The sequence below is a fragment of the Prosthecobacter sp. genome (assembly GCF_049294395.1).
GTDB lineage: Bacteria > Verrucomicrobiota > Verrucomicrobiia > Verrucomicrobiales > Verrucomicrobiaceae > Prosthecobacter.
The window spans coordinates 1-21,422 of the sequence record NZ_JBAQCR010000409.1 but is presented as its reverse complement, the minus strand read 5'-3'; the positions used below and the strand labels follow the sequence as shown (position 1 = coordinate 21,422).

Here is a 21,422-nt window from a genome sequence, read left to right as displayed (position 1 = left end):
GTATCAAGGTATCACTCCCTGTATATAGGGAGTGATACCTTGATACCATGATACCGATGGTATCAATGATACCGGTTTGATACCGAGTGATACTTGATACCATTTCATGTCATGAGGATTGGCGGTGCGGTTGCAGCGGTTCGCAAAATCCATTTCCGTTTGGCGGGTTGTTTCTTGCTCGAGGAGCATGGGCTTCGACGGCGGCTGGCTGAGGACAGCCAGCCCCACCCGCGTTGGGCTGGCGCGAGGCATGGATGCTTGTCCGCAAGCCTCCGCCGAGTGTCGCCACGCATGCTTTTCGGATCAGTTTTGGAAACGCTGTATCTCAAGCGCCCAGATGGGGGATCGGGACGATCCCCCTCCGCCTGCTGCAGCGAGCTCTGGAGGAGAGGGATCGTCCCGATCCCTCAACGCTCCGCTCTCGCCCTCGGCTCCGCATTGGAAAGAGGCGGGTCTCTTCTTGGGTGACACCGCAGCCATCACCGCGCCAGACGGGGGATCAAGATGATCCCCCCTCCATCGGCTGCGGCATGCTTTGCGTTGTCCGAGTGCTCTTTGAGAACCGGCTCAGAGCTTCGGCTCCAGCGTTTCGCGGTCTCCGGCGGCGAGGGTCAGGCAGACGATTCCCTGGCCGAGCAGCGGGTAGGTTTGGGAGCCAGCCAGGCCGGGGGGCGTCTTGGCGGGGAAGGAGGGGCTCAAGGCGGTGTCGAACACGAGGGACCAGAGGATGTCCGGGCCGCCGGGGAGGGTGAAGGGCTGTGGCTCGGCGCTGTTGTTAAACAGGAGCAGCAGCGTGGCGGAGGAGTCACTCACGGCGCCCATCAGTGCGCCAAAGCAGCGGCGGGTCTCCTGATGCCATTCCTCATGGTGCAGCAGGGTGCCATCGCTTTCCAGCCAGAGGACGTCGCGCAGGCTGGTGGCGGGATTGAGCTTGCCATCGAAATAGCTGCGGCGGCGAAACACCTCATGACTGCGGCGGAAGGCGGTGATCTGCCGGGTGAAGGTGAGCATTTCTTCGTCGCAGTCGTGCCAGTCGATCCAGCTGATGTCGCTGTCCTGGCAGTAGGCGTTGTTGTTGCCGCGCTGGGTGCGGCCGCGTTCGTCGCCAGCGGTGATGAAGGGGACGCCGAGGGAGCACATCATCGTGGCGATCAGGCTGCGGCGGAGCTGGCCGCGTGTTTGGAGCACCTTGGGGTCGGTGGTGGGGCCTTCCACGCCGCAGTTGGTGCTGTGGTTGTTGCTGTCGCCGTCGCGATTGTCCTCGTTGTTGGCTTCGTTGTGCTTGTGCTCGTAGCTAACGAGATCCAGCAGGGTGAAGCCATCGTGCGAGGTGAGGAAATTGATGCTGGCCAGGGGCGGGCGCTGGTTCCAGCCGAAGACGTCCTGGCTGCCGCAGAAACGCTTGGCGAACTCGGCGGTGCAGCCGGAGTCTCCGCGCCACCAGCTGCGCACGGTGTCGCGATATTTGCCGTTCAGCTCGCGCCAGGGTTCGGGGAAATTGCCCACCTGATAGCTGTCCATGCGGGAGATGTCCCAGGCCTCGGCGATGAGCTTGACGCGCGAGAGCACGGGGTCCTGCGCCACGGCGCTGAGGAAGGGGGACTGGCGGTTGAAGCCGTCCTTTTCATCGCGGGCCACCGTCACGGCCAGATCGAAACGGAAGCCGTCGACGTGCATTTCGGTGACCCAGTAGCGCAGGCTGTCCAGGATGAGGCGCAGGGCAGGCAGGCTGGCGGAGTCGACCGAATTGCCACAGCCGGTGACGTTGATGTAGTCCGCGCCGTTTTCGCCGAAATGATGCCGGTAGTAGCTGTGATCATCGAGCCCGCGAAACATCAGCGAGGGGCCGTGCTCATTGCCTTCGGCGGTGTGATTGTACACGACATCCAGGATGACCTCGATGCCGGCGGTGTGCAGGGCCTTCACCATGGCCTTGAACTCGCGCACCTGCTCCTGCGGATCCGCTGAGGAGGCATAGGTGTTGTGCGGGGCGAAGAAGCCGATGGTGTTGTAGCCCCAGTAGTTGGTGAGATTCCGGCCCAGCAGAAAGCCGTCGTCCAGATGCTGATGCACCGGGAGAAGCTGCACGCTGGTGATGCCGAGATCCCGCAGGTAGGAGGTGACGGCGGGATGCGCGAGGCCGGCGTAGGTGCCGCGCAGCCTGGCAGGCACGTCCGGGTGCGTTTGGGTGAAGCCCTTCACATGCAGCTCACAGATCACGGTGTCCTGCCAGGGCACGCGGGGTTTGGCATCGCCGGTCCAGTCGAAGGATTCATCGATCACCACGCTTTTCAGGGCGTGTGAGCCGTTGTCGATGCATCCCAGGGAGTGCCGTGGATCCGGCAGCGTGCGCATGTGCTCGGCCTCGTCCGGAGTGCCGTGGATGGCGCGGGCGTAGGGGTCGAGCATGAGCTTCTTGGCATTGAAGCGCATGGCGTTTTGGGGCAGCCACGGGCCGTGGGCGCGGTAGCCGTACAGCGTGCCTGCTTGGATCCCGCGCACGGTCGCATGCCACAGATCGCACTCGGTGCGCTGCATGCGCACGCGGGCGGTCTCGCGAGCGGGGTTCTTGGGATCGTAGAGGCAGAGGTCCAGGGCCACGGCATGGCGGGAGTGCACCACGAAGCGGGTGCTTTCACGCAGCAGCGTGACGCCGGGAGTCAGTGGCTCTCCGCTGATTTCGAAAGAAACGGGGGAGGGGGAGTCTGGGACGGAGGCACGAGATGGGAGGACGGGCGTGGTCATCCGGGCAAATTTGCGTTTCAAGCTGGTGAGCAAAGGTTGCATGAGATCCACAACGCACAACGTTTGCCATGCCGCCATGATTTATCGCCATTTTCTTGTCCTTTTTCTTGTCATCTGCTCCTCCTGGGCTCACGCCCTCAAGCCGGCGGATCCGGCACGGTTTGAAAAGGCCATCCAGGCTTTTGAAGCGGAGGATGAGGCCAAGGCGCCGCCGAAGGATGTGACGGTGTTTGTCGGCGCTTCGAACATCCGCCGCTGGCAGTCGCTGCCGGAGAGGTTCAAGAAAACGCCGCTGCTCAATCGCGGCTTTGGCGGCTCGCAGCTCAGTGACGTGGCGTTCTTCGCGGAGCGCTGTGTCATCAAATACAAGCCGAAGCAGGTTTACCTCAATGCCGGTGGCAATGACCTGCATGCGGGAAAGACACCGGAGGAGGTGCTGGCGGCGTTTGAGGACTTCGTGACGAAGGTGCGCACAGCGCTGCCAAAGACTGCGATTTCCTTCATCTCCATTCCACCTTCGCCTTCGCGCTGGAGTGAGGTGGAGCAGGTCAGGCAGGCCAATGCGCTCATCGCCGCGTCCTGCGAAAAGAAGGACGTCGTTTTCATTGATGTGTTCTCATTGCTCCTCGGTGCCGATGGCCAGCCCCGGCCTGAGCTTTACGTGGAGGACAAGCTGCACTTCAGCGAGGCGGGTTACGATGTCGTGACCTCCGCCATCCGCTGGCAGAAGGACATCCTGGCCTTTGCGAAGAAGGATGCGGAAAAGGCGCCGCCGGAGAATCCCATCGTGTTCACCGGCAGCTCCAGCATCGTGAAGTGGAAGAGTCTGGCGGAGGATTTCCCCGGACTGCCGGTGATGAACCGCGGCTTTGGCGGCTCCGAGGTGTTTGATTCGTTCAACTACGCGCACCTGACCGTGATCAAGTACAAGCCACGGCAGGTGGTGATGTATGCGGGTGGCAACGACATCAATGCCGGCAAAACGCCGCAGCGGGTGTTTGCGGATTTCAAAGCCTTCGTGGCCAAGGTGTGGGCGGCGCTGCCGGAGTGCCGCATCTGCTACATTTCGAATGCGCCGAATCCGAAGCGCTGGAGCATGATCGACAAGATGATCGAAGCCAGCCGTCTGGTGGAGGAGTACACGAAGACCGACAAGCGGCTGCAGTTCATCAATGTGTATCCGCACATGCTGGGGGCTGATGGGAAGCCGAAGCCGGACATCTTTGTGGAGGACCAGCTGCACATGAATCCGAAGGGGTATGTGATTTGGAAAGAAGTGGTGGGGCCGTATTTGAAGTAGGGGGGAGGATATTGGGCGAGTGACACGCAGAGAGGCGGTTCCCGACAAACCCTGCGCGCCGTTAGGGGATGGTAGGGATGCGCTGTGCGCGTCCCTGGAATTCTTCGTCCCAGCGTGGTCTGTCGATTCACAGCTCTCCCCTTTTCAAGCGCCTCCGTCTTCCGCTGTCGAAAGCTCCCAGGACGGCGCACCTTTTTGAGCGCCTGCGGGAATGACAGACCCGAAATTACGGACCCGCACAGCGGTTCCCTACCATCCATTCTCGCGCCCGCATCCTTATGCGCGTAAGACCGCGTGATGATCAATGCCGTGTGTCATTCCATCTGCGATCCTTTATCTGCGCAACCTCACACCAGCCCCTCCTTCACCGCCTTCGCGATGGCGCTGCCACGGCTGCGCACCTGGAGCTTCACGTACACGCTGCGGATGTACTCGTCCGCCGTGTAGTAGCCGATGCCGAGCTGGGCGGCGGCGTCTTTGATGGTGCTGCCGCTGACGAGGAGCTTCAAGATGTCCAGCTCACGCGGGGTGAGGCCGTAGTCCTTCTGCGGCACGTTGGCCTTGGAAAACATCTCCAGCACGCGACGTGCGATGTGGGGATTGATGGGGGAGCCGCCTGCGGCTGCGCTGCGGATCGCGGCGGCGATGTCCTCGGTGTTGGACGTTTTTAAAAGGTACCCGGCGGCACCGGCGCAGATGGCGCGGAAGATTTTGTCGTCCTCTTCAAACACGGTGAGGATGACGATGGCGGTGCTGGGTGCAAGCTGGCGCAGGCGTGTGATGCCATCGATGCCATTCATGCCGGGCAGGCCGACATCCAGCAGAAGCACCTGCGGCGCAGGCTCCGTGGCGAGCGCGGCAAAGGCATCCTCACAGGCGGTGAAGCGCTGCGTGCAGGCGATGCCGTCGAGACGGTTCAAGGCCCTGACGAGACGCTCGCCGTAGGTCTTGTGATCTTCGATGATCCAGAGGTGGATGGTGTCAGGCATGCAGCGGCAGAGTGAGAGTTAAAAGGGTGCCTTGGGGCGATGAGGTGATGTCCGTGGAGCCTTGGTGTTTGGCGGCACGGCGGTGCAGATTGGTGAGGCCCATGCCGGTGTGTTTGGCGGTGGTGTCGAAGCCGTGGCCGTTGTCGCGGAGGGTGAGGATGATGTCGTTGTGCGTCTGCTTGAGGGTGATGTGCACTTCGGTGGCGGCGGCGTGGCGCGTGATGTTGTGCAGGGCTTCTTTGAACATCAGCATGAGGTCGCGCTGGCGGTCCACGGAGAGGCGGCGGGTCTGGGCGTGGTCATCGAGATCGAGCGTGTGCTGGATGCCGCGCAGCATGCGGTCGGCGGTTTCGCGGAGGAGGGTGGGAAGGTCGTCGGTGCCGTAGCGTTCGCTCTGCATGAGGCGGGTGATGTCGCGCATGGCGTCCACGGTTTCTGCGGCGATGTCTTTGATGTCGGTCAGGTCCTCGCGGGACTGGGGGCTTTGGCCGCCCTCAGCGAGAAGGTCCTGAGCGATGAGGGCGATGCTGCCGAGGCTGCTGCCGATCTCATCATGCAGATCCTGCGCGATGCGCTCGCGCAGGCGTTCGAGTTCCCCGCGCCGGATGCGCCGCTGACGCTGCAGCCACAGGAGCAGCACGATGACGCCTGCCACGGCCACGCCGATGAGCAGCCCCAGGGCGTTCTTTTGCCAGTGCTGCGTGAGGGTTTCGCGCTTCATTTCGATCAAGCCGAGCTGGTGCTCCACTTCACGCCGCTGGGAGAGATCCGCCAGCCAGCCGGGCCAGTCCACGATGTCAGCACCGCTGGCAAAGCCGTCCACCAGCGCGGCGCGTGACCAGCCGTTTTGTTCCGTGGAATTGGGGGAATTCACATCGCAGGCGGTGGCGATGTTTCTGCCTTCGGACCAGATCTGCATCTCCGCCATGGCGAGCACGACGGAGCCGTTGCTCACATGCGGATCGAGAACCTGCAGGCGAACAAAGCGTGCGCGATGCGCGCCGACGAGCGTGACCACATTGTCGCCGGGCAGGGCATTGTAGCTGCCGGATTGGGGCGTGGGCAGGAGGCGCGGCTCTTCATTGTCCTCTTCGCGCAGCTCGATCTGGTAGCGCACCGGAAAGCCGTAGCCGTGGCTGTGAGAGAACTGCGGCGGATGTGAGGGAAAGAGGCGGATCTCATCGATGGGCCGCACGGTGCCGAGATCAATCTCCACCCATGGGTTGTCGTAAGGGCGGCCTTCGCTGGTGGGCACACTGCGAAAGCCCAGTGTCGGGCTTGAACGAGTGCCGAGGGGCGGGCCGAGCACGGTGTGACCGTCCACGAGATTGATGCGGCCCCAGTCCGGGCGTGTGCCCGAGCTGCTGCTGGCACGCACGGCGGCAGGGCCGATGGCCTCCAGGCGTGCGCCGAGGTTTTGCTTTCCCTGCAGCAGCATGACTTCGCCCAAGGCGCAGAAGCTGCGTTCGCCCGTGGTGCACAGTCGCGTCGCGGTGATGCGCACCTTTTGCGCCATGCGTCCGCCTGCGGGGATCACCACGGGGAGCAGGCCCGGATTGGGGAAATCGGCATCGGTGTAGTCGGCGATGATGGTGCGCTCATTGTCCTCGCCTTCATCCAGCAGCTCGACGTAAAAGCGGATGGGGAAGCCGTAGCCTTTGCCCACGGCGGCACCATTGGGTGGCGGGGCGATGAGCACCACGGAATCAATCTGCTGCGCCTGCCCGAGATTCAGCTCAACCCACTCGGCCTTGTCTTGGGAGGATGAGTACTCGCTGTGCCAGCCCAGACGCTGAGTGAGCTGCACTTCCGGTGCTGCGGGCATGGCGCTGAGCTTTTCCTGCAAAGCCGTGCGCTCTGCCGCCAGCGCGCGCATTTCAGGAATCCATGATGTGAGCTCGCCATGGGCCGTCCCGCCCCACAGCATGAGGAGAACGCCAAAGCATGGATGGAGGAGGTGACGCACCGTGAAGGGAGCCTAGCGAGGAGGGCGCCGCCCTGCCACCGGGTTCTGCTGCCGCAGGGTCCCCCGAACATTCGGGGGAGGTGCACAAAGCTCTGCGGGGCACCGTTTGAACTCAAGACCGATGACACGCCTCCTGCTTCCTGCGCTGACCGCTGCCGCCCTGCTGACCTCCCATGCTGCCATGGGGGCTGAATCGCGTGATCTCACAGGCCTCGTGCGCCCCTTCTTTGAGCAGCACTGCAACAGCTGCCACGGCGCCAAGAAGCAGAAGGGGGATCTGCGCGTGGACAATCTCATCGTGGACCTGCAGTCGCCGAAGATCATGGGCCACTGGGAGGAGATCATGAGCCGCATCAATTCCGGCGACATGCCGCCGGAGGATGAAACCAGGCCGAAGCCCGAGGAAATTTCCAAGGTGGCCGACTGGATCCTGCTGCAACTGCGTGAGGCCGAAACCGTGCGCCAGTCTTCGGCGGGTGAACGTGTGGCATTTCGCAAGCTGACGCGTGACGAGTATGGCAACACCGTGCGCGATCTGCTGGGGGTGAACTTTGACGTCAAGGCACCGAGCGGGCTGCCGGAGGACCCGGATTGGAAAGGCTTTGAGCGCATCGGCTCCGTGCTGACGCTTTCGCCTGCGCACATTGAGAAATACTTGTCCGCTGCGGATGCGATTCTCGATGAAGCGCTTTCGCTGCGCCCTGAGCCGAAGCGCGAGGTGATCCGCTGGGAGGCCTTCGACATGCGCTGGAAGGGCTTCAAAGAGGAATACCAGGCGCGTGGCATCGCCGACAAGGTGCGCATCGAGATCGTGCCGAGGAACTACACGACGGATTCCTGGAACATCGAGATCAAGACCACGGGCGATTACCTGCTGCGGCTGAAGCTCAGCGGTCTGCGCCCCGCAGGCGGTCGTGCGCCGCGCCTGAAGGTGTACCTGTCGAGCATCAACACCACGTTGATCGAGCAGGACATCGATGCGCCGGAAGACAAGCCGATCACCGTGGAGGCGCGCGTGCATCTGGTGGCGGGCAAATATCCGGTGCGCATCATCAACTCCGTGCCGGGACCGAACCCCGAAGGCCGGCGCTCACGCCACAGCGGCACGCCGAACGCTTTTACCAACACCCGCAGCCGCGTGCCGTGGCAGCTCAAGCTCACGGACGATGACTTCAAGCCGATCCAGCCGACGCTGATCGTGGACACCGTGGAGTGGGACGGGCCCATCGTGGATTCTTGGCCGACACAGGCGCATCAGAAAATCTATGTGAGCAAAGATGCGCGGGAGATCCTGACGCAGTTTGCCACACGCGCATGGCGCAGGCCGGTGCAGGCGAAGGAGATCGAGCGGCTGATGCAGCCGGTGAACAAGTCGCTGGAACTGGGCGATTCGTTTGAAGTGGCGGTGAAGAACGGGCTCATCGGGGTGATGTGCGCGAAGAGCTTTCTTTATCTGGAAGAGGGCGATGCGGCGAAGGCTGCGCCGACGCTCAGCGACTACGAGCTCGCCTCGCGGCTGTCCTACTTCCTGTGGAGTTCGATGCCTGATGAGCATCTGCTGGAGCTTGCCAAGAAGGGCAGGCTGCGGGATTCAAAAACACTGCGCGCCGAAGTGCAGCGCATGCTGCGAGATCCCAAGGCGCAGGAGTTTGCCGACAGCTTCCCGCGCCAGTGGCTGCAACTGCGCAAGGTGGGCATGTTCCCGCCGGACAAGGAACTGTATCCCGACTACGACGAAAATTTGGAGCAGAGCATGGTGGCGGAGACGCTGGGATTCTTCAAGGAAGTGCTGAAGCGCAACGGCAGCCTGCGCGAGTTTCTCGACTCCGACTGGTCGATGATCAATGAGCGCCTGGCCATGCACTACGGCATTGAAGGCGTTCGTGGGGATCAGTTGCAGCGCGTGGTGCTCAAGCCGGAGGATCACCGTGGCGGCTTGCTCACGCAGGCTTCGGTGTTGAGTCTTACTTCCGACGGCACGCGGCATCGACCGGTGCATCGCGGTGTGTGGATGCTGGAGTCCATCATCGGCAGGCCACCACCACCACCGCCCGCCAACGTGCCTGCGCTGACCACGCCGGATGCAAAGGCCAAAAAGACCACCGTGCGCGAGAAGCTGGAGCTGCACCGCTCCGACCCGAACTGCACGGCCTGCCACAACAAGATCGATCCGCTCGGGATCGCCTTTGACAACTACGACGCCATTGGCCGCTGGCGCACCGTGGAGACAATCAAGGACGGCACCGGCGACAACCCGGCGCTGGACCCCAGCGGCGTGCTGCCGGATGGGCGTGCGTTTGCCGACTCGGTGGCGTTGAAAAAGATCCTGCTCGATGATCAGGACAAGTTCGCCGCTGCTGTCACGGACAAGCTCGCCACCTATGCTCTGCGCCGGGGCATGACGTTTTCGGATCGCGAAGAGCTCAAGCGCATCGCCGAAGCATCCAAGGCCGATGGCTACAAGCTGGCCTCACTCATTGAATCTCTCGTCACGAGTCCGCTGTTTTTAAAACGTTAACCTGCATCACCATGAGCAACATCCAATCCCAACGCTGGCTTATCAACCGCCGCCACTTTCTGCGCGGACTCGGCACCACCGTGGCGCTGCCCTTGCTGGATGCGATGGTGCCTTTGCGCGCCAGTGCTACTGCCACAGCGAAGCCTCGCCGCAGTGTTTTTGTGTACATTCCGAACGGGGTGAACGGCATGACGTGGCAGTGCACGAAGGCCGGGCGCGGTTATGAGCTTTCGCCTTCGCTGAAGCCGCTGGCGAAGCATCAGGAGGATTTCACCGTGTTCAGCGGGCTGCATCATCCGAACGGTCTGGGGCAGGCGCATGTGTGCGCGGATACGTGGCTCACGGGTGCGAAAATCGACGCGCAAGGGGGGCGTAAATACGAGAACACCATCTCCTGTGACCAGATGATGGCCGAGGTGGTGGGGCAGCAGACGCGCTTCAATTCGCTGGAGCTTTCGATCTCCACCGGAACCGGGCAGCCCTTCAACTCCAACACGCTGGCCTTCTCGCGCGATGGCGTGCCGCTGCCGGCGGACGACAATCCGAAGACGATCTTCAACCGTCTGTTTGGCGAGGAAGCGGGTGGCATTGGAGCGCAGCGGGCACGCCTCACGAAGCGCCGCAGCGTGCTGGATGCGGTGCTGGATGACGCGAAGTCACTGCGACTGGCTCTCGGCACGGATGACCGCACGAAGCTGGATGAATACATGCACGCGGTGCGTGATGTGGAGCAGCGTACGGAGCGCCTGGACGCGTGGCTCGATATTCCGAAGCCCGTGGTGGAAAAGAATCTGGCAGCCCCCTTCCAGCGCGATGTGCCCAAAGCGCAGGCCGGTGAATACTGGCGCACGATGTTTGACCTCATCGTGCTGGCGCTGCGCACGGACATGACACGTGTGGTGACTTACATGAACGGCAGCGAAGGCAACGGACTGGCCATTCCGGAGATCCAGATCACGCAGGCGCGGCACAACCTTTCTCATCACAATGGCGATCCGGTGGTGCTGGATCGCCTCGCGAAGAGCGATGCCTTCATCATGCAGCAGTTTGCGCATTTCCTCGATGAACTGCGCGAGGTCAAAGACGGTGACGAACCGCTGCTGGACCGCACGATGGTGCTCTTTGGCAGCGGCATGAGCTACGGCCACAGCCATTGCAACAGCAACCTGCCCATCTTGCTTGCGGGTGGCAAGGGCGTTGGCCTGAAGCACGGCCAGCATCTCGACTACAACAGGCCGCACCTCAAAGAGGACTACACGCTGAGCTATGACGAATGGCGCAGCCTTTGCGGAAAACCCAAGGATGGCAAGGCCCGCCTCAGCAACGTGCTCGTGACCATGCTGCAAAAGATGGAGGTCAATGCCGAGACCTTCGTCGACAGTCTCGGACCGGTCAGTGAGATCGTGTGATTATAAACGCTGCCAAAACCTGCACTCCTTTTCCCAACCACTCTTCATGAAACCAACCCTCTCATTCATCACCCTGCTGTCTTTCGCTGCAGCCATTCCCGCCCTTGCTCTGGAACCCCACGTCGGAGCCGTCACCAAGATTGTCGAAGGAGCGAAGGGCAAGGTCGAAAAGACCGAGGACGGCCAGAGCCTGAAGCTGGTGGATCTCGCCGTGCCGAACACGGGGCCGCATGATCACCGGAAGGAAGATCCGTATGATGCCGCCTTCTTTGAGCATCTCGGGCACATCACCACGCTGGAGTCGCTCAATGTCATTTCCACCAAGTTCAATGACGAGTGGATGCCGAACATCGCGAAGCTCACCAACCTCAAAACCCTGCGCTTCACCAACAACGGCTCGCTGACGGATGCGGGCATGGAGCAGTTGGCGGGGCTGAAGAACCTTGAGTCCTTCTCGTTCGTCGGCACCAAGATCACCGGACGCGCCTATGCGAAATTTGAGGGCTTTACCAAGCTGACCAAGGTGAGCCATCGCGGCAGCAGCATCGATGACGAGGGCTTGAAGGAACTGAGCGACCACCTTCCGAACCTCGAAAGCATCAGCCTCGCGCATGCGAAGTTCACGGATGCGGGGGCTCCCCATCTGGCCAAGCTGACGAAGCTCAAGGGACTGGAACTCGGCGCACATGCGACGCCTGCCGCGCTGAAGAATATCACTGCACTGCCGCTTGAATATTTGCAGCTTGGCGAAGGCTTCGACAAATCCGAGTCGCTGCCCATCGTGAAGGAGATCAAGACGCTGAAGCGCCTGACCCTGACCAACTGCAAGACCACCACCGATGATGATTTCAAGGTGCTGGCCACGATGACGCAGCTTGAATCCCTCGAACTCGGCAGCCCAGCCATGCCCGAAGAACGCCTGCCGCTGCTGCAAGGCTTCAGCTTCCTCAAGGAGCTGAAAATCATCGACCGTCAGAAGGGCTATCCGGAAGAGACGCAGGCCAAGATCAAGGCGCTGCTGCCGAAGGTGGATGTGAAATTCAAGTGATCCGATTCAACCGACACCCCATGCGACTTCTCTGCGTCCTCCTCTTTGCCTCCGCCTTGTCCCTGTCTGTGGCCAAGGCAATGGAGTTCCCATCGCTCAATGATGCCAAGCGCATCCATGGGGAGCTGGTCAGCGTGGACTTCATCCTTCGCAAAGGGGAGTTCCGCGCCGAGGATGGCAAACTGATGCCATTCTCCATGCCGCCGTATGCGATCATGAAATACAAGGGCGTGGAGGCGGATCTGCGCGAGGTGCCGCTGGGGACGAAGATGACCTTCCTCATGCTGCCGGATGCCGAAGGGAAGCTGACACGCCTCGTCACCACGGATGACGGCCAGCCCGCCGATGCGGCGCAGTTGAAGAAGTTCCGTGAGTTCACCGAGAAGCGCGGCATCGCCGGGTGGATCGACAAGACGGAGGGCAACTCGGTTAAGGTGACTTTTTTCAGTGGTGATCCCACCGCGTTTCAAGCTGCTTATGGTGAGCTGATCGCTGTGGGTAAAACTGGCAAGCTCTGCGTGGCAAACGATGAACTGCGCACGTGGAATCCGGGTGTGGATGGGGAGGGCGGCTCCATCACGGAAGTGAGCAAGGTGCCCACGGAGAACTTCGGCAGCAGCGGTGTGCAGGTGACGCTGAAAGTGAGCAACATGCTCGAAGGCTTCCGCCGTGGCCGCGTTGTGCGTGTGTTCCTCGCAGGATGGAAAGTGCAGGATCAGTTCTATGGTGAGAGCCTGATGGGCTACGGCTTTGGCCGCATGCTGAATCAGGAACTGGTCGAGAACGTCGCCAAGGAATACGCGGAGCAGTTCCCCTTCCGGACGGATTTCAGCAATGCGCATCTGCCTTGGTATCAGCTTAAAGATGAGGTGAAGCCACCGCCCTTTTCCGAGCACGTGATTTATGGACAGCTCGTGGAGGCCGATGCCAAGATTGGCAGCGGGAAGTTCAGCACCGAACTCACCGGCGAGGTGGTGAATTTCACGCTCATCAAGCATCACACCTTGAAGTATCTCGGTGCTGATCCTCAGTTTGCCCAATTGCCCACCGGCCAGCGTTATCGCTTTGATCTTTATCAGAACGCCAAAGGTGCCTTCACCCGCGTCAGCCGCATCAGCGATGACTTCAGCCACGCCAGCGCGAATGCCAGCACGGCACGCGTCACCGCCATTCACGGAGACCGCATCCACGTCGCCTGGCAGCTGCCGCTGGTGAAGGACTACAATGGAGACATGCAGCGCCCGCAGGACATCGGCAGCTGCATCGTCTTGGTGAACGATGCCACCCGCGTGTGGAAAGCGGATCAGCAGGTGAAGCTCGCGGATCTGAAAACGGGTGATGTGCTGCTTTTCAACCGCACCGCAGAGCTGCCCGGCAAGCCCTCGCTCTGCACCGATCTTTGGATCGGCGAGGAGACGCACAAGCTGGTGACGGAGAAGCAGCGCAAGCCTGCGGTGGCGAAGAAGTGACGGCGGCCTACTTGGCCCCCTCATCCTTCTTCGCGTTCTCATCATAGCGGTGCAGGGGACGTACCCAGATGTTGCGGTAGCGGGTCGGGTTGTGATGGTCCTGGAGGGCGAAGCCAAATTCCTGCACCTTCGTTTCGAGCGGAGCGGCATGTTGCACAATGACACCATTATGCAGGACGGTGATGCGGGCGGGCTGGGTCACGTTGCCCTTGTCATCGAGCTGCGCGCACTCGCAGATGATGTCGTAGCTCTGCCATTCGCCGGGCTTGCGGCTGGCGTTCACGAGAGGGGGGTAATTGTTGTAGATCGCTCCGGCCTGACCGTCGGGATAGGTGTCGTTTTCATAGGAGTCGAGCACCTGCACTTCGCCCCAGCCATGGATCAGCACGCCGCTGTTGCCCCGGCCCTGGCTCTTGCCCACAACCTCGGCGGGCGTGGCCCATTCGAGGTGGATCTGGCAGGAGCCGAATTTGTCCTTGGTATCAATGTCGCCGCCCTTGGGCTTGATCTCAGCGTAGCCGTTTTCGATCTTCCAGTTGGGCACGTCGCTTTGGTCTTTGTCATCCTTGCGCGGCTTGCGGATGAACTTGGAGAGGTCCTTGCCATCGAATAGAACGACGGCATCGCTTGGCGCGGTGGTGGCTGTGGGAGGAGTGATCACCGTTGGGCGTGGCCGCTGCATGTCGCCCTGCCGGTAGATGCCGCCGGGGGTGAAGGGTTTTTCTTTTTTGGGTTCAGCCTGCTTCGCGGGTTCGGCGGCGGAGGCGAGAACGGCGAAGAGGGGAAGGGTGAGAAGCAGGCGATGCATGATCATAGTAACGGAGGTGGGGGCAGATGATTTGCGGGCAAAAAGAAGGCCGACGAAATCGTCGGCCTTCTCCAATCCAGTTGCGGCACAACTGGACTACTTTTTTTACTTTTGGAACGCCTTGTCCTTCGCATTGCCGCCGCTGGTGAGGTAGGCGATGAGGTCGAGGAGTTCGTCCTGATTGAGGGAGTTGATGAGGCCGGGGGGCATCATGCTGACTTTGCGGGTGCCCTTCTTGGCGATGTCGCTTTCGTTGATGGCCATGTGATCGTTGGGGGCGAAGGGGTTGGTCATGATGAAGACCTTGCCGTTCTCCTCAACGACGATGCGGCCGATGATGACGCTGCCATCCTTCTTGGTGATTTCGTGGCTGTCGTATTGGTCGGAGATGACCTTGCTGGGATCCACGATGTTTTCCATGAGGTCGCGCATGGTGTAGCGGTTGCCGACGCCGGTGAGGTCGGGGCCGATGCTGCCGCCGTCGCCGTTGAAGCGGTGGCAGGTGGCGCACATGATGCTGCGGTACATGTTCTCGCCATTGGTGAAGTTGCGGCCTTTGAGCCCGCCTGCGGTTAGGCCCACGACTTCATCGACTGTCCAGTTTTTGCCGGGGCCTTTGGGGGCGACGTAGTTGGGGATGGAGGTACTGGCTTCGACCTTGTTGCTCAGGGTGTCGAGCGCGGCGAGTTCTTCCTTCGGCACAAAGGTGGCGAGTGCGTCTTTGCGGATGTTTTCGATGAAGCCTTTGAAGCTGTTGCCGCCCTTCCAGGTGCGGGCGCGGGGGAACCAGGAGAAGAAGGTTTTGCGATGCTCAGAGTTCCAGCCTGCGGTGGCGTTGCGCAGGGCAAACATGTAGCTGATCTGCTGGGCATTGGGGCGGCTGCCAGCGGCGGCGCGGGCAGCGTTGGCGTAGCCGTCGTTGCGGCTCAAAACGGCATCGGTGGCGACTTCCTGGAAATCGTCTTTGGCGGTGGCCATCAGGGCGAGGGTCTTGGAGACGACTGTGGGTGAATCGATGGCAACGAGGATCTGGCAGAGCTCGCGATTCAGGAAGGGATTCTCCGTGGGATAAACGAGGTCGAGTGCCGTGGAGATCTTTGAGCAGACGTCTGCATCCGGCTTGCCAAGGCGGATCAGGATGAGCTCCAAAGCGCGCAGGGCGGCGAACTGCTGATCGAGCGGGAGCTTAGTCCCCGCCAGTTGGCCCAGGGCAAGGAGCATGCGGCCTTCGAGTTCGACGTTTTCTGGCGAGACGTGGCCGATGGGCTCCGAGGAGGTGCCGGTGGGCTTGGCTGCGGGCCTGCCACCTTCGGAATTGGCCTTGGCACCCGTGACACGCGCGAGGGCGATGATGCCTTCGATCAAGGCGACGGGCTGTGTTTCACTGAAAACCTTTTCCTGCCAGAGAGCGACGGGGAGTTTTTCAATCGCGACGCGGGCGGCATAGCGCACGTTGCGGTCGTCGTGGCTGAGCTTGCTCCAGGCGTCCAGGAGGGCTTTGGCGGCATCGACCTTGCCGGTGTGGTAGGCTTCGAGGGAGGCCCGCAGCTTGAAGTCTTCGCCGAGAGGCTGCGCTGTGACGGGGGCGGTGGATTCACTGCCGACGTAGGTCACGCGATAGACGCCGGACTGGGTTTTGCGGCCGCCCACCGCGAAGTACATGGCACCGTCCTGCGGATGGATGACGACATCAGTGAGAGGGAGAGGTTTGCCGAAGACGAATTCTTCCTTGGTGGCTGCGTAGCTGGCGCCTTTGGCTTCCAGGTTGATGGCCCACATGGTGCCGTAGGTCCAGTCGTTGATGAAGATGGCGTGCTGGTATTTGGCAGGGAACTTAGCACCGGTGCCGGCGACCACGCCCGTGGGGCTGCCCGGGCCGATGTCGAGCGCGGTGGGGAGGGAGTCAGGGTAATAATTGGGCCATTTGCCGCTGCCGCTGCGCCAGCCGTAATCCGCACCGCTGACGCAATGATTCACACGGGTAGGGCGGTACCACGGGCTGCCGATGTCCCACTCCATGTCGGCGTCGTAGGTGAAGAGTTCGCCCTGGTCGTTGAAGCAGATGTCGAACTCATTGCGGAAGCCGTAGCAGAAGAGCTCCAGGCCGCTGCCGTCGGGGTTCATGCTGCAAATGTAGCCGCCGGGGGCGAGGATGCCGCGTGCGTGGCCGTTCGCGTCCCACATGCGCGGGAGGATGTGGTCTTCGCTCCAGATCTTGGCGGGGCGGCTGTCCGTGAGGCCTTCTGGAAGTTTGGTGTGGTTGCCGCAGTTGAAGAAGATGCGCTTGCCATCCGGGCTGACGGTCATGCTGTGCAGGCCGTGCTCACCGCCGCCGGCCATGGTGTGCAGCTTGGTGGTCTTGTCGTATTGACCGTCGCCGTTGGTGTCCTGCAGGCGGTAGAGACCGTTGTTCTTGTCGTCTTCGTTGACCATGACGTAGAGGCTGTCGAACGCGGCGAGGAGGCCGTGGGCCTTGCCCATTTCGATGGCGAGCTTTTCCGGCTTGAGGTTCTCGGTCTTGCCGATGGCGGGGACGCCCATGCGGTAGATGCTGCCATATTGGTCGCAGGCGATGAGGCGGCCCTTGGGATCGACGGTAAGCGCCACCCAGGAGCCTTCTTGGTCCTTGGGCACGTTGTAGAGTTTTTCCACTTTGAAGCCCTTGGGCACGGTGATCTCAGATGCAGCGATGCTTTCTGCCGGCCCACTGTTTTTGCCGCCACCCGGTTTGCCATCCAGCGCGAGGCCCCAGGGGCCTTTGCCATACTCATTGATGACGATGGCTGGCTGCCAGGCCGTGGTGCCGGTTTTGGTAGCCTCCCATTTGTCCGTGGTTTCCACGACGATGGGCTTTTCGTTGTCCGGCAGCTTGAGGGTGAGGCGGGCGATGAGCGCCGCGACGCCGCCTTTGTTGCGACCGTTGACGATGATTTCATTCTGCGCACCGAGCTTGAGATTCTTGCTGATGTCCACCTTCGTGGCCTCCTGCCAGTCGGGATTGGTGAGAACCTTTTGGCCATTGAGCAGGGCGTCCGCGCCGTTGTCACAGGTGAGTTCCAGCAGGGCTGATTGCACCTTGGCCGGCGCTTCAAAACGATAGCGAAAGGTGACCTGCGGGTCTTTGTTGCCATCCTTGGACAGCCAGATCCACTGCGGGGCAGCGGAGGCGGTGTTCAGCAGGAGGGCGAAAGCGGCGAACGTGGAGAGAATACGAGGCAACATGGTGGGCGAAAAGTACGCACCAAATCACCTGACGTTGCACACGATTGCCATCCTTTGGCAAACACGTACGCTGAGCTGGTCAGCCGAGGCTAGACCTGGCTGCCGTTGAGCTTACTACCGTTCAGGGCAACGCCATCATGTACATTTTGCACGGACAGCGACGCGACACGGGACTTGAGCTCCTTGCTGGGCTTGAAACGCACGACACAGCGGTCCGGGATCATCACCTCAGAATTCGGCTGCTTTGGGTTTCGACCGATTTTGCCACGCGCAACTCGAAGGTCAAAGGTGCCGAAAGTGCGCAGCGTCACTTCGTTCCCCTCAGCTAGATTCTTCGAAACCAACTCCATAAAGGCCTCCACCATGGCCAGTGTGTCGGCATGCTTGATTCCCGTTGCGTTGCTGAGTTCCGCAACCAAATCTTTTTTGGTGATCGTGGTCATAATAAGGTGACTAGCGAGACGATTAACAGGGTGCAACTAATTTCTGTGTCGAATTATTGTCCCTACCTACGATTTAGTCAGTAGGTTTATTTGGGGGGATCCGAAACTATACCCGATAAAACCTCAGAAGAAGTCCTGAAGTGCATCTTGCACAGCGTTGGCAAAATATCGCTGCCGTGCTGTTCTACGAGCTTGGCGGCCGTTTTTTTCACGCCATCTGAAACTCCTTTGGGGAGTTCCACACCCAGTTTCTGTCCTTGGGACATCAGCCAGCCCACAAAAGCCTCGCGTGCCAGAATGGAGGCGGCGGCCACGGCGGGGTCGCTTTCTGCCTTGGTGCGCTGGACGAGTTCGATTTCCCTGCCGCGGGTCTGCAGAGCGCGCTGCAGCACGGCGGGATTGGCAAACTGGTCCGAAATGGCCCGCTGGCAGCCGGGGACGCGCTCCAGCAGGTTTTCGATGATCCGGGCATGGCCCCAGGCCAGCAGGCGGTTCAGGTTGCCAAATTTGGTGTAGAGCTCGTTGTACCGTCCTGGGTGAATGGCGATCACCTCCCAGGCGAGGCCGGGGATGGTGCGGATGTCGGCGGCAATTTTATAGATGCGCGCGTCACTGCTGATGCGTTTGCTGTCAACAGCTCCGGCGTCACGCAGGCGGCGTGCGACATCGCCATCGACATAAACACCTGCAATGACCAGCGGGCCGAAGAAGTCGCCCTTGCCGCTTTCGTCGACCCCGATGTGAGGCTGGAACATCTCGGGGTTGTGCACTTCTTCGTAGCCTAGCTTTGCCTCCCCAAGCACCTCAGGTTCAAGCAGGTTCGTGATGAAATCCTCGGTGTCTTTCCCCTGCACGACGATCTTGGGGCCTTTTTCATACACGCACACGTTGACCTTGGATTTGGCGGCGGCGTAGAGGCAGTAGGGTTTGGTTTGAAACTCAAAGCCACGTTCCTCCAGCAGGGTGCGCAGTTTTACCGCTTGAGGGGAGGTGAGCGCGTGGGTGTAGCTTGTCAGGGCTGGCATGGGCGTGATTTTAATCACAGGAGTGGCGAAAGACTCATGAAAAATGCGCCGGATCGTTCATAAGTGAGGCACGATGCGCTCTCGAACTGCCAGGCCTGATCCCCAAGCTATCGCCATGGAATTGGTGAACTGGTTTGGGCATAATGCGCGTGATTATCCCTGGCGCCGCACGCGTGATCCTTATGCCATTCTTGTTTCGGAGGTGATGCTGCAGCAGACGCAGATCGCGACGGTGCTGGACCGTGGTTTTTACGCCCGCTGGCTGGAGCGGTTTCCTGATTTCAAGACACTGGCGGCAGCGCGTGAAGAGGAGGTGCTGAAAACCTGGGAGGGACTGGGCTACTACCGCCGGGCGCGCAATCTGCAGCGGCTTGCCCAGGAGGTGATGGCGCAGCATGGCGGGGTGTTTCCAAGCGAGCATGCGATCATTCTTGATCTGCCGGGCGTGGGGCCGTATACGGCCGGTGCGGTGGCCAGCTTCGCCTTTGGCCTCAAGGAACCCATCGTCGATGGCAACATCGCGCGGGTGCTTTCGCGCATCTACAATGATGCCACGCCGGTGGACTCCACTGCTGGCACGAAACTGCTGTGGGAACGCTCGAAAGCCCTGGTGCTAGCGACGGATGATCCGCGTGCCTTGAACTCGGCGCTGATGGAGCTCGGGCAAACCCACTGCACGCCGACCAAGCCTGCCTGTGATCTCTGCCCGGTGCGCGCCCACTGCCGTGCGACTGATCCGGAAGCACTGCCTGTGAAGAACGCGCGTCAGCAGATCACCGCCGTCACAGAGCGTGTCGTTTTTTTGCGCACCAGCGAGGGCGTGCTGCTGGAACTGGAGACTGGCAAACGCCGCACCGGTTTGTGGAAGCTGCCGGCGCTGCATCCCATGCATGAGGATTCACCGCCGCCTGTGCTGCTGCGCATGCAATATGGCATCACGCGCTACAAGGTCACGCTCTGGGTGCATGAACCGCATGTGCAGGCAGGGGAATGGCCTGATACGCATCGGGTGATCCCTGTCGCTGAACTTGAATCCACACCCATGCCTGCTCCGTATCGTAAGGCATTGAACGACCTGCTCCAGCGCGGAGAGTTCCGGCTCAGTGCCTGAATTGTCAGTTTGCGATTGACTTCCCATGACCTACCAGATGCCATTATCCTTTATGAAAAAGCGCACTCTTCTCTTATCCTGCCTCGCCCTTGTGATGGCGGGTTGCAAACCCTCGGCGGAAAAAGCTGCTGAGACCCCGGCTGCCCAGCCTGCCGCCAAGTCAGGCAAACCGCAGGTGCTGGTGGCGAACTACCCGCTGCAGTATTTTGCACAACGCCTCGCGGGAGATGCTGTGGAGGTGCGCTTCCTCGCACCGAAAGACGAAGACCCTGCTTTCTGGCAGCCGGATGAGGCCGCCATCACGGCATTTCAAAATGCCGATCTGATTCTCATGAATGGTGCTGGCTACTCCAAGTGGGCTGACAAAATCACGCTGCCAGAGTCGAAGGTGGTGGATACCTCGGCCGCCTTTGCCAACAATTTCATTGAGGTGCGCGATGCCACCACGCACAGCCATGGCCCGGGCGGGGAGCACAGCCACAATGGCACCGCATTCACCACCTGGATTGATTTCAAACAGGCCTCCTTGCAGGCGCAGGCAGTGGGAGATGCACTGGCGAAACTGGTGCCCGCTGCCAAAGACTCCATCAGCAAGAACACAGAGGCCCTGAAAGATGAGCTGGAATCTCTGGATGATCGCATGAGTGCGCTCAGCCGTCGCCTGGTACAGTATCCGCTGGTGGCCTCTCATCCGGTCTACCACTATCTGGCACGTCGATATGGGTTGAACTTGAAGTCAGTCCTTTGGGAGCCCGACACTGCGCTGGATGCCACAGCGCTCAGCGATCTCAATGGCGTCCTTGCCGGTCATCGCGCACGGTGGATGATCTGGGAAGGCGAGCCAAGCAAAGAAAACGTCGACAAGCTTGCGGCACTTGGGCTGCATAGCGTCGTCTTTGATCCCTGTGGCAATGTGCCTGCAAGTGGTGATTTCATGACTGTGATGAAAGCGAATGTGGAGGCGATGGAGAAGGCCTTTCAGTGACATGCAGGAGTTTTAGGTGTGAAAACACATCTGGAGATCGACCGAATAAGAAAAATATAGATTATCGTGTTGACGGCCTAACAAGGCTGTGTCATTATTCGTTACCTTCACAACAAGTCATGAAAACCAACCAGACACATCTTAACTCATCCGCGCTGACCGAGCGTCGGGGAGCGATCGTGTGTGGGAGATTGGATCATGGCTTTATGGCCGCCTATCCAGCACAAGATTGGAGTCTCCCAACAAAGAGATGTAGCGAGCAGGGTGCTTTGACACCCCATTAGGCCCCCGAAGGCCAGTTTCCCAAGGAAGCCCTGCTCGCCCACTCCAAGGCAGCAGGGCTTTTTTTTGGCCGCGAAACGAACCACATACCCCTTTCCATAC

Annotated in this window: 14 protein-coding genes; 7 read left to right on the top strand and 7 right to left on the bottom strand. The window is 60.7% G+C overall.

Annotated features, from left to right (window positions below):
- Positions 1–567 precede the first annotated feature (567 nt).
- On the bottom strand, positions 568–2,787 hold the full coding sequence (gene glgX, locus WAW39_RS28105) for a glycogen debranching protein GlgX (protein ID WP_422322705.1): 2,220 nt from the start codon (positions 2,785–2,787) through the stop codon (positions 568–570).
- Between the two features lie 34 nt (positions 2,788–2,821).
- Between glgX and WAW39_RS28100 the strand changes: the two genes are divergently transcribed.
- Positions 2,822–4,045, top strand: a complete 1,224-nt coding sequence (locus WAW39_RS28100; RefSeq protein ID WP_422322703.1) for a GDSL-type esterase/lipase family protein — start codon at positions 2,822–2,824, stop codon at positions 4,043–4,045.
- A 347-nt stretch (positions 4,046–4,392) separates the two neighbouring features.
- Here WAW39_RS28100 and WAW39_RS28095 read toward each other — a convergent pair whose 3' ends face one another.
- Together WAW39_RS28095 and WAW39_RS28090 are read right to left on the bottom strand one after the other, a co-directional pair.
- Positions 4,393–5,034 carry a response regulator gene (locus WAW39_RS28095; RefSeq protein ID WP_422322702.1) on the bottom strand — a complete coding sequence of 214 codons (642 nt, stop codon included), beginning with the start codon at positions 5,032–5,034 and terminating at the stop codon, positions 4,393–4,395.
- Positions 5,027–7,000: an ATP-binding protein gene (locus tag WAW39_RS28090; RefSeq protein WP_422322700.1), complete on the bottom strand. Its 1,974-nt coding sequence runs from the start codon at positions 6,998–7,000 to the stop codon at positions 5,027–5,029. Before WAW39_RS28090 ends, WAW39_RS28095 begins: the two co-directional genes overlap by 8 nt.
- A gap of 121 nt (positions 7,001–7,121) precedes the next feature.
- Here WAW39_RS28090 and WAW39_RS28085 point away from each other — a divergent pair, with 121 nt between their 5' ends.
- The 4 genes from WAW39_RS28085 to WAW39_RS28070 are packed head-to-tail and all read left to right on the top strand — an operon-like array spanning position 7,122 to position 13,444.
- Positions 7,122–9,518 (top strand): DUF1592 domain-containing protein, encoded by a 2,397-nt coding sequence (locus WAW39_RS28085; protein WP_422322698.1) that lies wholly within the window; start codon positions 7,122–7,124, stop codon positions 9,516–9,518.
- An 11-nt stretch (positions 9,519–9,529) separates the two neighbouring features.
- Positions 9,530–10,927 (top strand): DUF1552 domain-containing protein, encoded by a 1,398-nt coding sequence (locus WAW39_RS28080; RefSeq protein WP_422322696.1) that lies wholly within the window; start codon positions 9,530–9,532, stop codon positions 10,925–10,927.
- A gap of 46 nt (positions 10,928–10,973) precedes the next feature.
- Entirely contained in the window at positions 10,974–11,975 is a 1,002-nt protein-coding gene (locus WAW39_RS28075; protein WP_422322695.1) for a leucine-rich repeat domain-containing protein, read from the top strand.
- 20 nt (positions 11,976–11,995) lie between these two features.
- Positions 11,996–13,444: a hypothetical protein gene (locus tag WAW39_RS28070; RefSeq protein ID WP_422322693.1), complete on the top strand. Its 1,449-nt coding sequence runs from the start codon at positions 11,996–11,998 to the stop codon at positions 13,442–13,444.
- A 7-nt stretch (positions 13,445–13,451) separates the two neighbouring features.
- Here WAW39_RS28070 and WAW39_RS28065 read toward each other — a convergent pair whose 3' ends face one another.
- From WAW39_RS28065 to rnhC, 4 genes are all read right to left on the bottom strand, one after another.
- On the bottom strand, positions 13,452–14,252 hold the full coding sequence (locus WAW39_RS28065) for a 3-keto-disaccharide hydrolase (protein ID WP_422322691.1): 801 nt from the start codon (positions 14,250–14,252) through the stop codon (positions 13,452–13,454).
- 105 nt (positions 14,253–14,357) lie between these two features.
- Positions 14,358–17,474 carry a c-type cytochrome gene (locus WAW39_RS28060; protein WP_422322689.1) on the bottom strand — a complete coding sequence of 1,039 codons (3,117 nt, stop codon included), beginning with the start codon at positions 17,472–17,474 and terminating at the stop codon, positions 14,358–14,360.
- 89 nt (positions 17,475–17,563) lie between these two features.
- Entirely contained in the window at positions 17,564–17,917 is a 354-nt protein-coding gene (locus WAW39_RS28055) for an HU family DNA-binding protein (protein ID WP_422322688.1), read from the bottom strand.
- A gap of 86 nt (positions 17,918–18,003) precedes the next feature.
- The gene (rnhC, locus tag WAW39_RS28050; protein ID WP_422322686.1) at positions 18,004–18,942 is read right to left on the bottom strand and encodes a ribonuclease HIII; all 939 of its coding nucleotides are present in this window, start codon (positions 18,940–18,942) and stop codon (positions 18,004–18,006) included.
- A gap of 115 nt (positions 18,943–19,057) precedes the next feature.
- Between rnhC and WAW39_RS28045 the strand changes: the two genes are divergently transcribed.
- Both WAW39_RS28045 and WAW39_RS28040 read left to right on the top strand, forming a co-directional pair.
- Complete coding sequence (locus WAW39_RS28045; RefSeq protein ID WP_422322684.1) at positions 19,058–20,053, top strand: A/G-specific adenine glycosylase; 996 nt, start codon at positions 19,058–19,060, stop codon at positions 20,051–20,053.
- A gap of 52 nt (positions 20,054–20,105) precedes the next feature.
- Positions 20,106–21,038, top strand: coding sequence for a metal ABC transporter substrate-binding protein (locus WAW39_RS28040; protein ID WP_422322682.1), 933 nt, complete (start codon positions 20,106–20,108; stop codon positions 21,036–21,038).
- The last annotated feature ends 384 nt before the right edge of the window (positions 21,039–21,422 follow it).

Bases quoted from the DNA above. Each gene is read 5' to 3' on its own strand.
- glgX (WP_422322705.1), bottom strand. From the start codon at position 2,787: ATGCAACCTTTGCTCACCAGCTTGAAACGCAAATTTGCCCGGATGACC.
- WAW39_RS28100 (WP_422322703.1), top strand. From the start codon at position 2,822: ATGATTTATCGCCATTTTCTTGTCCTTTTTCTTGTCATCTGCTCCTCC.
- WAW39_RS28095 (WP_422322702.1), bottom strand. From the start codon at position 5,034: ATGCCTGACACCATCCACCTCTGGATCATCGAAGATCACAAGACCTAC.
- WAW39_RS28085 (WP_422322698.1), top strand. From the start codon at position 7,122: ATGACACGCCTCCTGCTTCCTGCGCTGACCGCTGCCGCCCTGCTGACC.
- WAW39_RS28080 (WP_422322696.1), top strand. From the start codon at position 9,530: ATGAGCAACATCCAATCCCAACGCTGGCTTATCAACCGCCGCCACTTT.
- WAW39_RS28075 (WP_422322695.1), top strand. From the start codon at position 10,974: ATGAAACCAACCCTCTCATTCATCACCCTGCTGTCTTTCGCTGCAGCC.
- WAW39_RS28070 (WP_422322693.1), top strand. From the start codon at position 11,996: ATGCGACTTCTCTGCGTCCTCCTCTTTGCCTCCGCCTTGTCCCTGTCT.
- WAW39_RS28065 (WP_422322691.1), bottom strand. From the start codon at position 14,252: ATGCATCGCCTGCTTCTCACCCTTCCCCTCTTCGCCGTTCTCGCCTCC.
- WAW39_RS28060 (WP_422322689.1), bottom strand. From the start codon at position 17,474: ATGTTGCCTCGTATTCTCTCCACGTTCGCCGCTTTCGCCCTCCTGCTG.
- WAW39_RS28055 (WP_422322688.1), bottom strand. From the start codon at position 17,917: ATGACCACGATCACCAAAAAAGATTTGGTTGCGGAACTCAGCAACGCA.
- rnhC (WP_422322686.1), bottom strand. From the start codon at position 18,942: ATGCCAGCCCTGACAAGCTACACCCACGCGCTCACCTCCCCTCAAGCG.
- WAW39_RS28045 (WP_422322684.1), top strand. From the start codon at position 19,058: ATGGAATTGGTGAACTGGTTTGGGCATAATGCGCGTGATTATCCCTGG.
- WAW39_RS28040 (WP_422322682.1), top strand. From the start codon at position 20,106: ATGAAAAAGCGCACTCTTCTCTTATCCTGCCTCGCCCTTGTGATGGCG.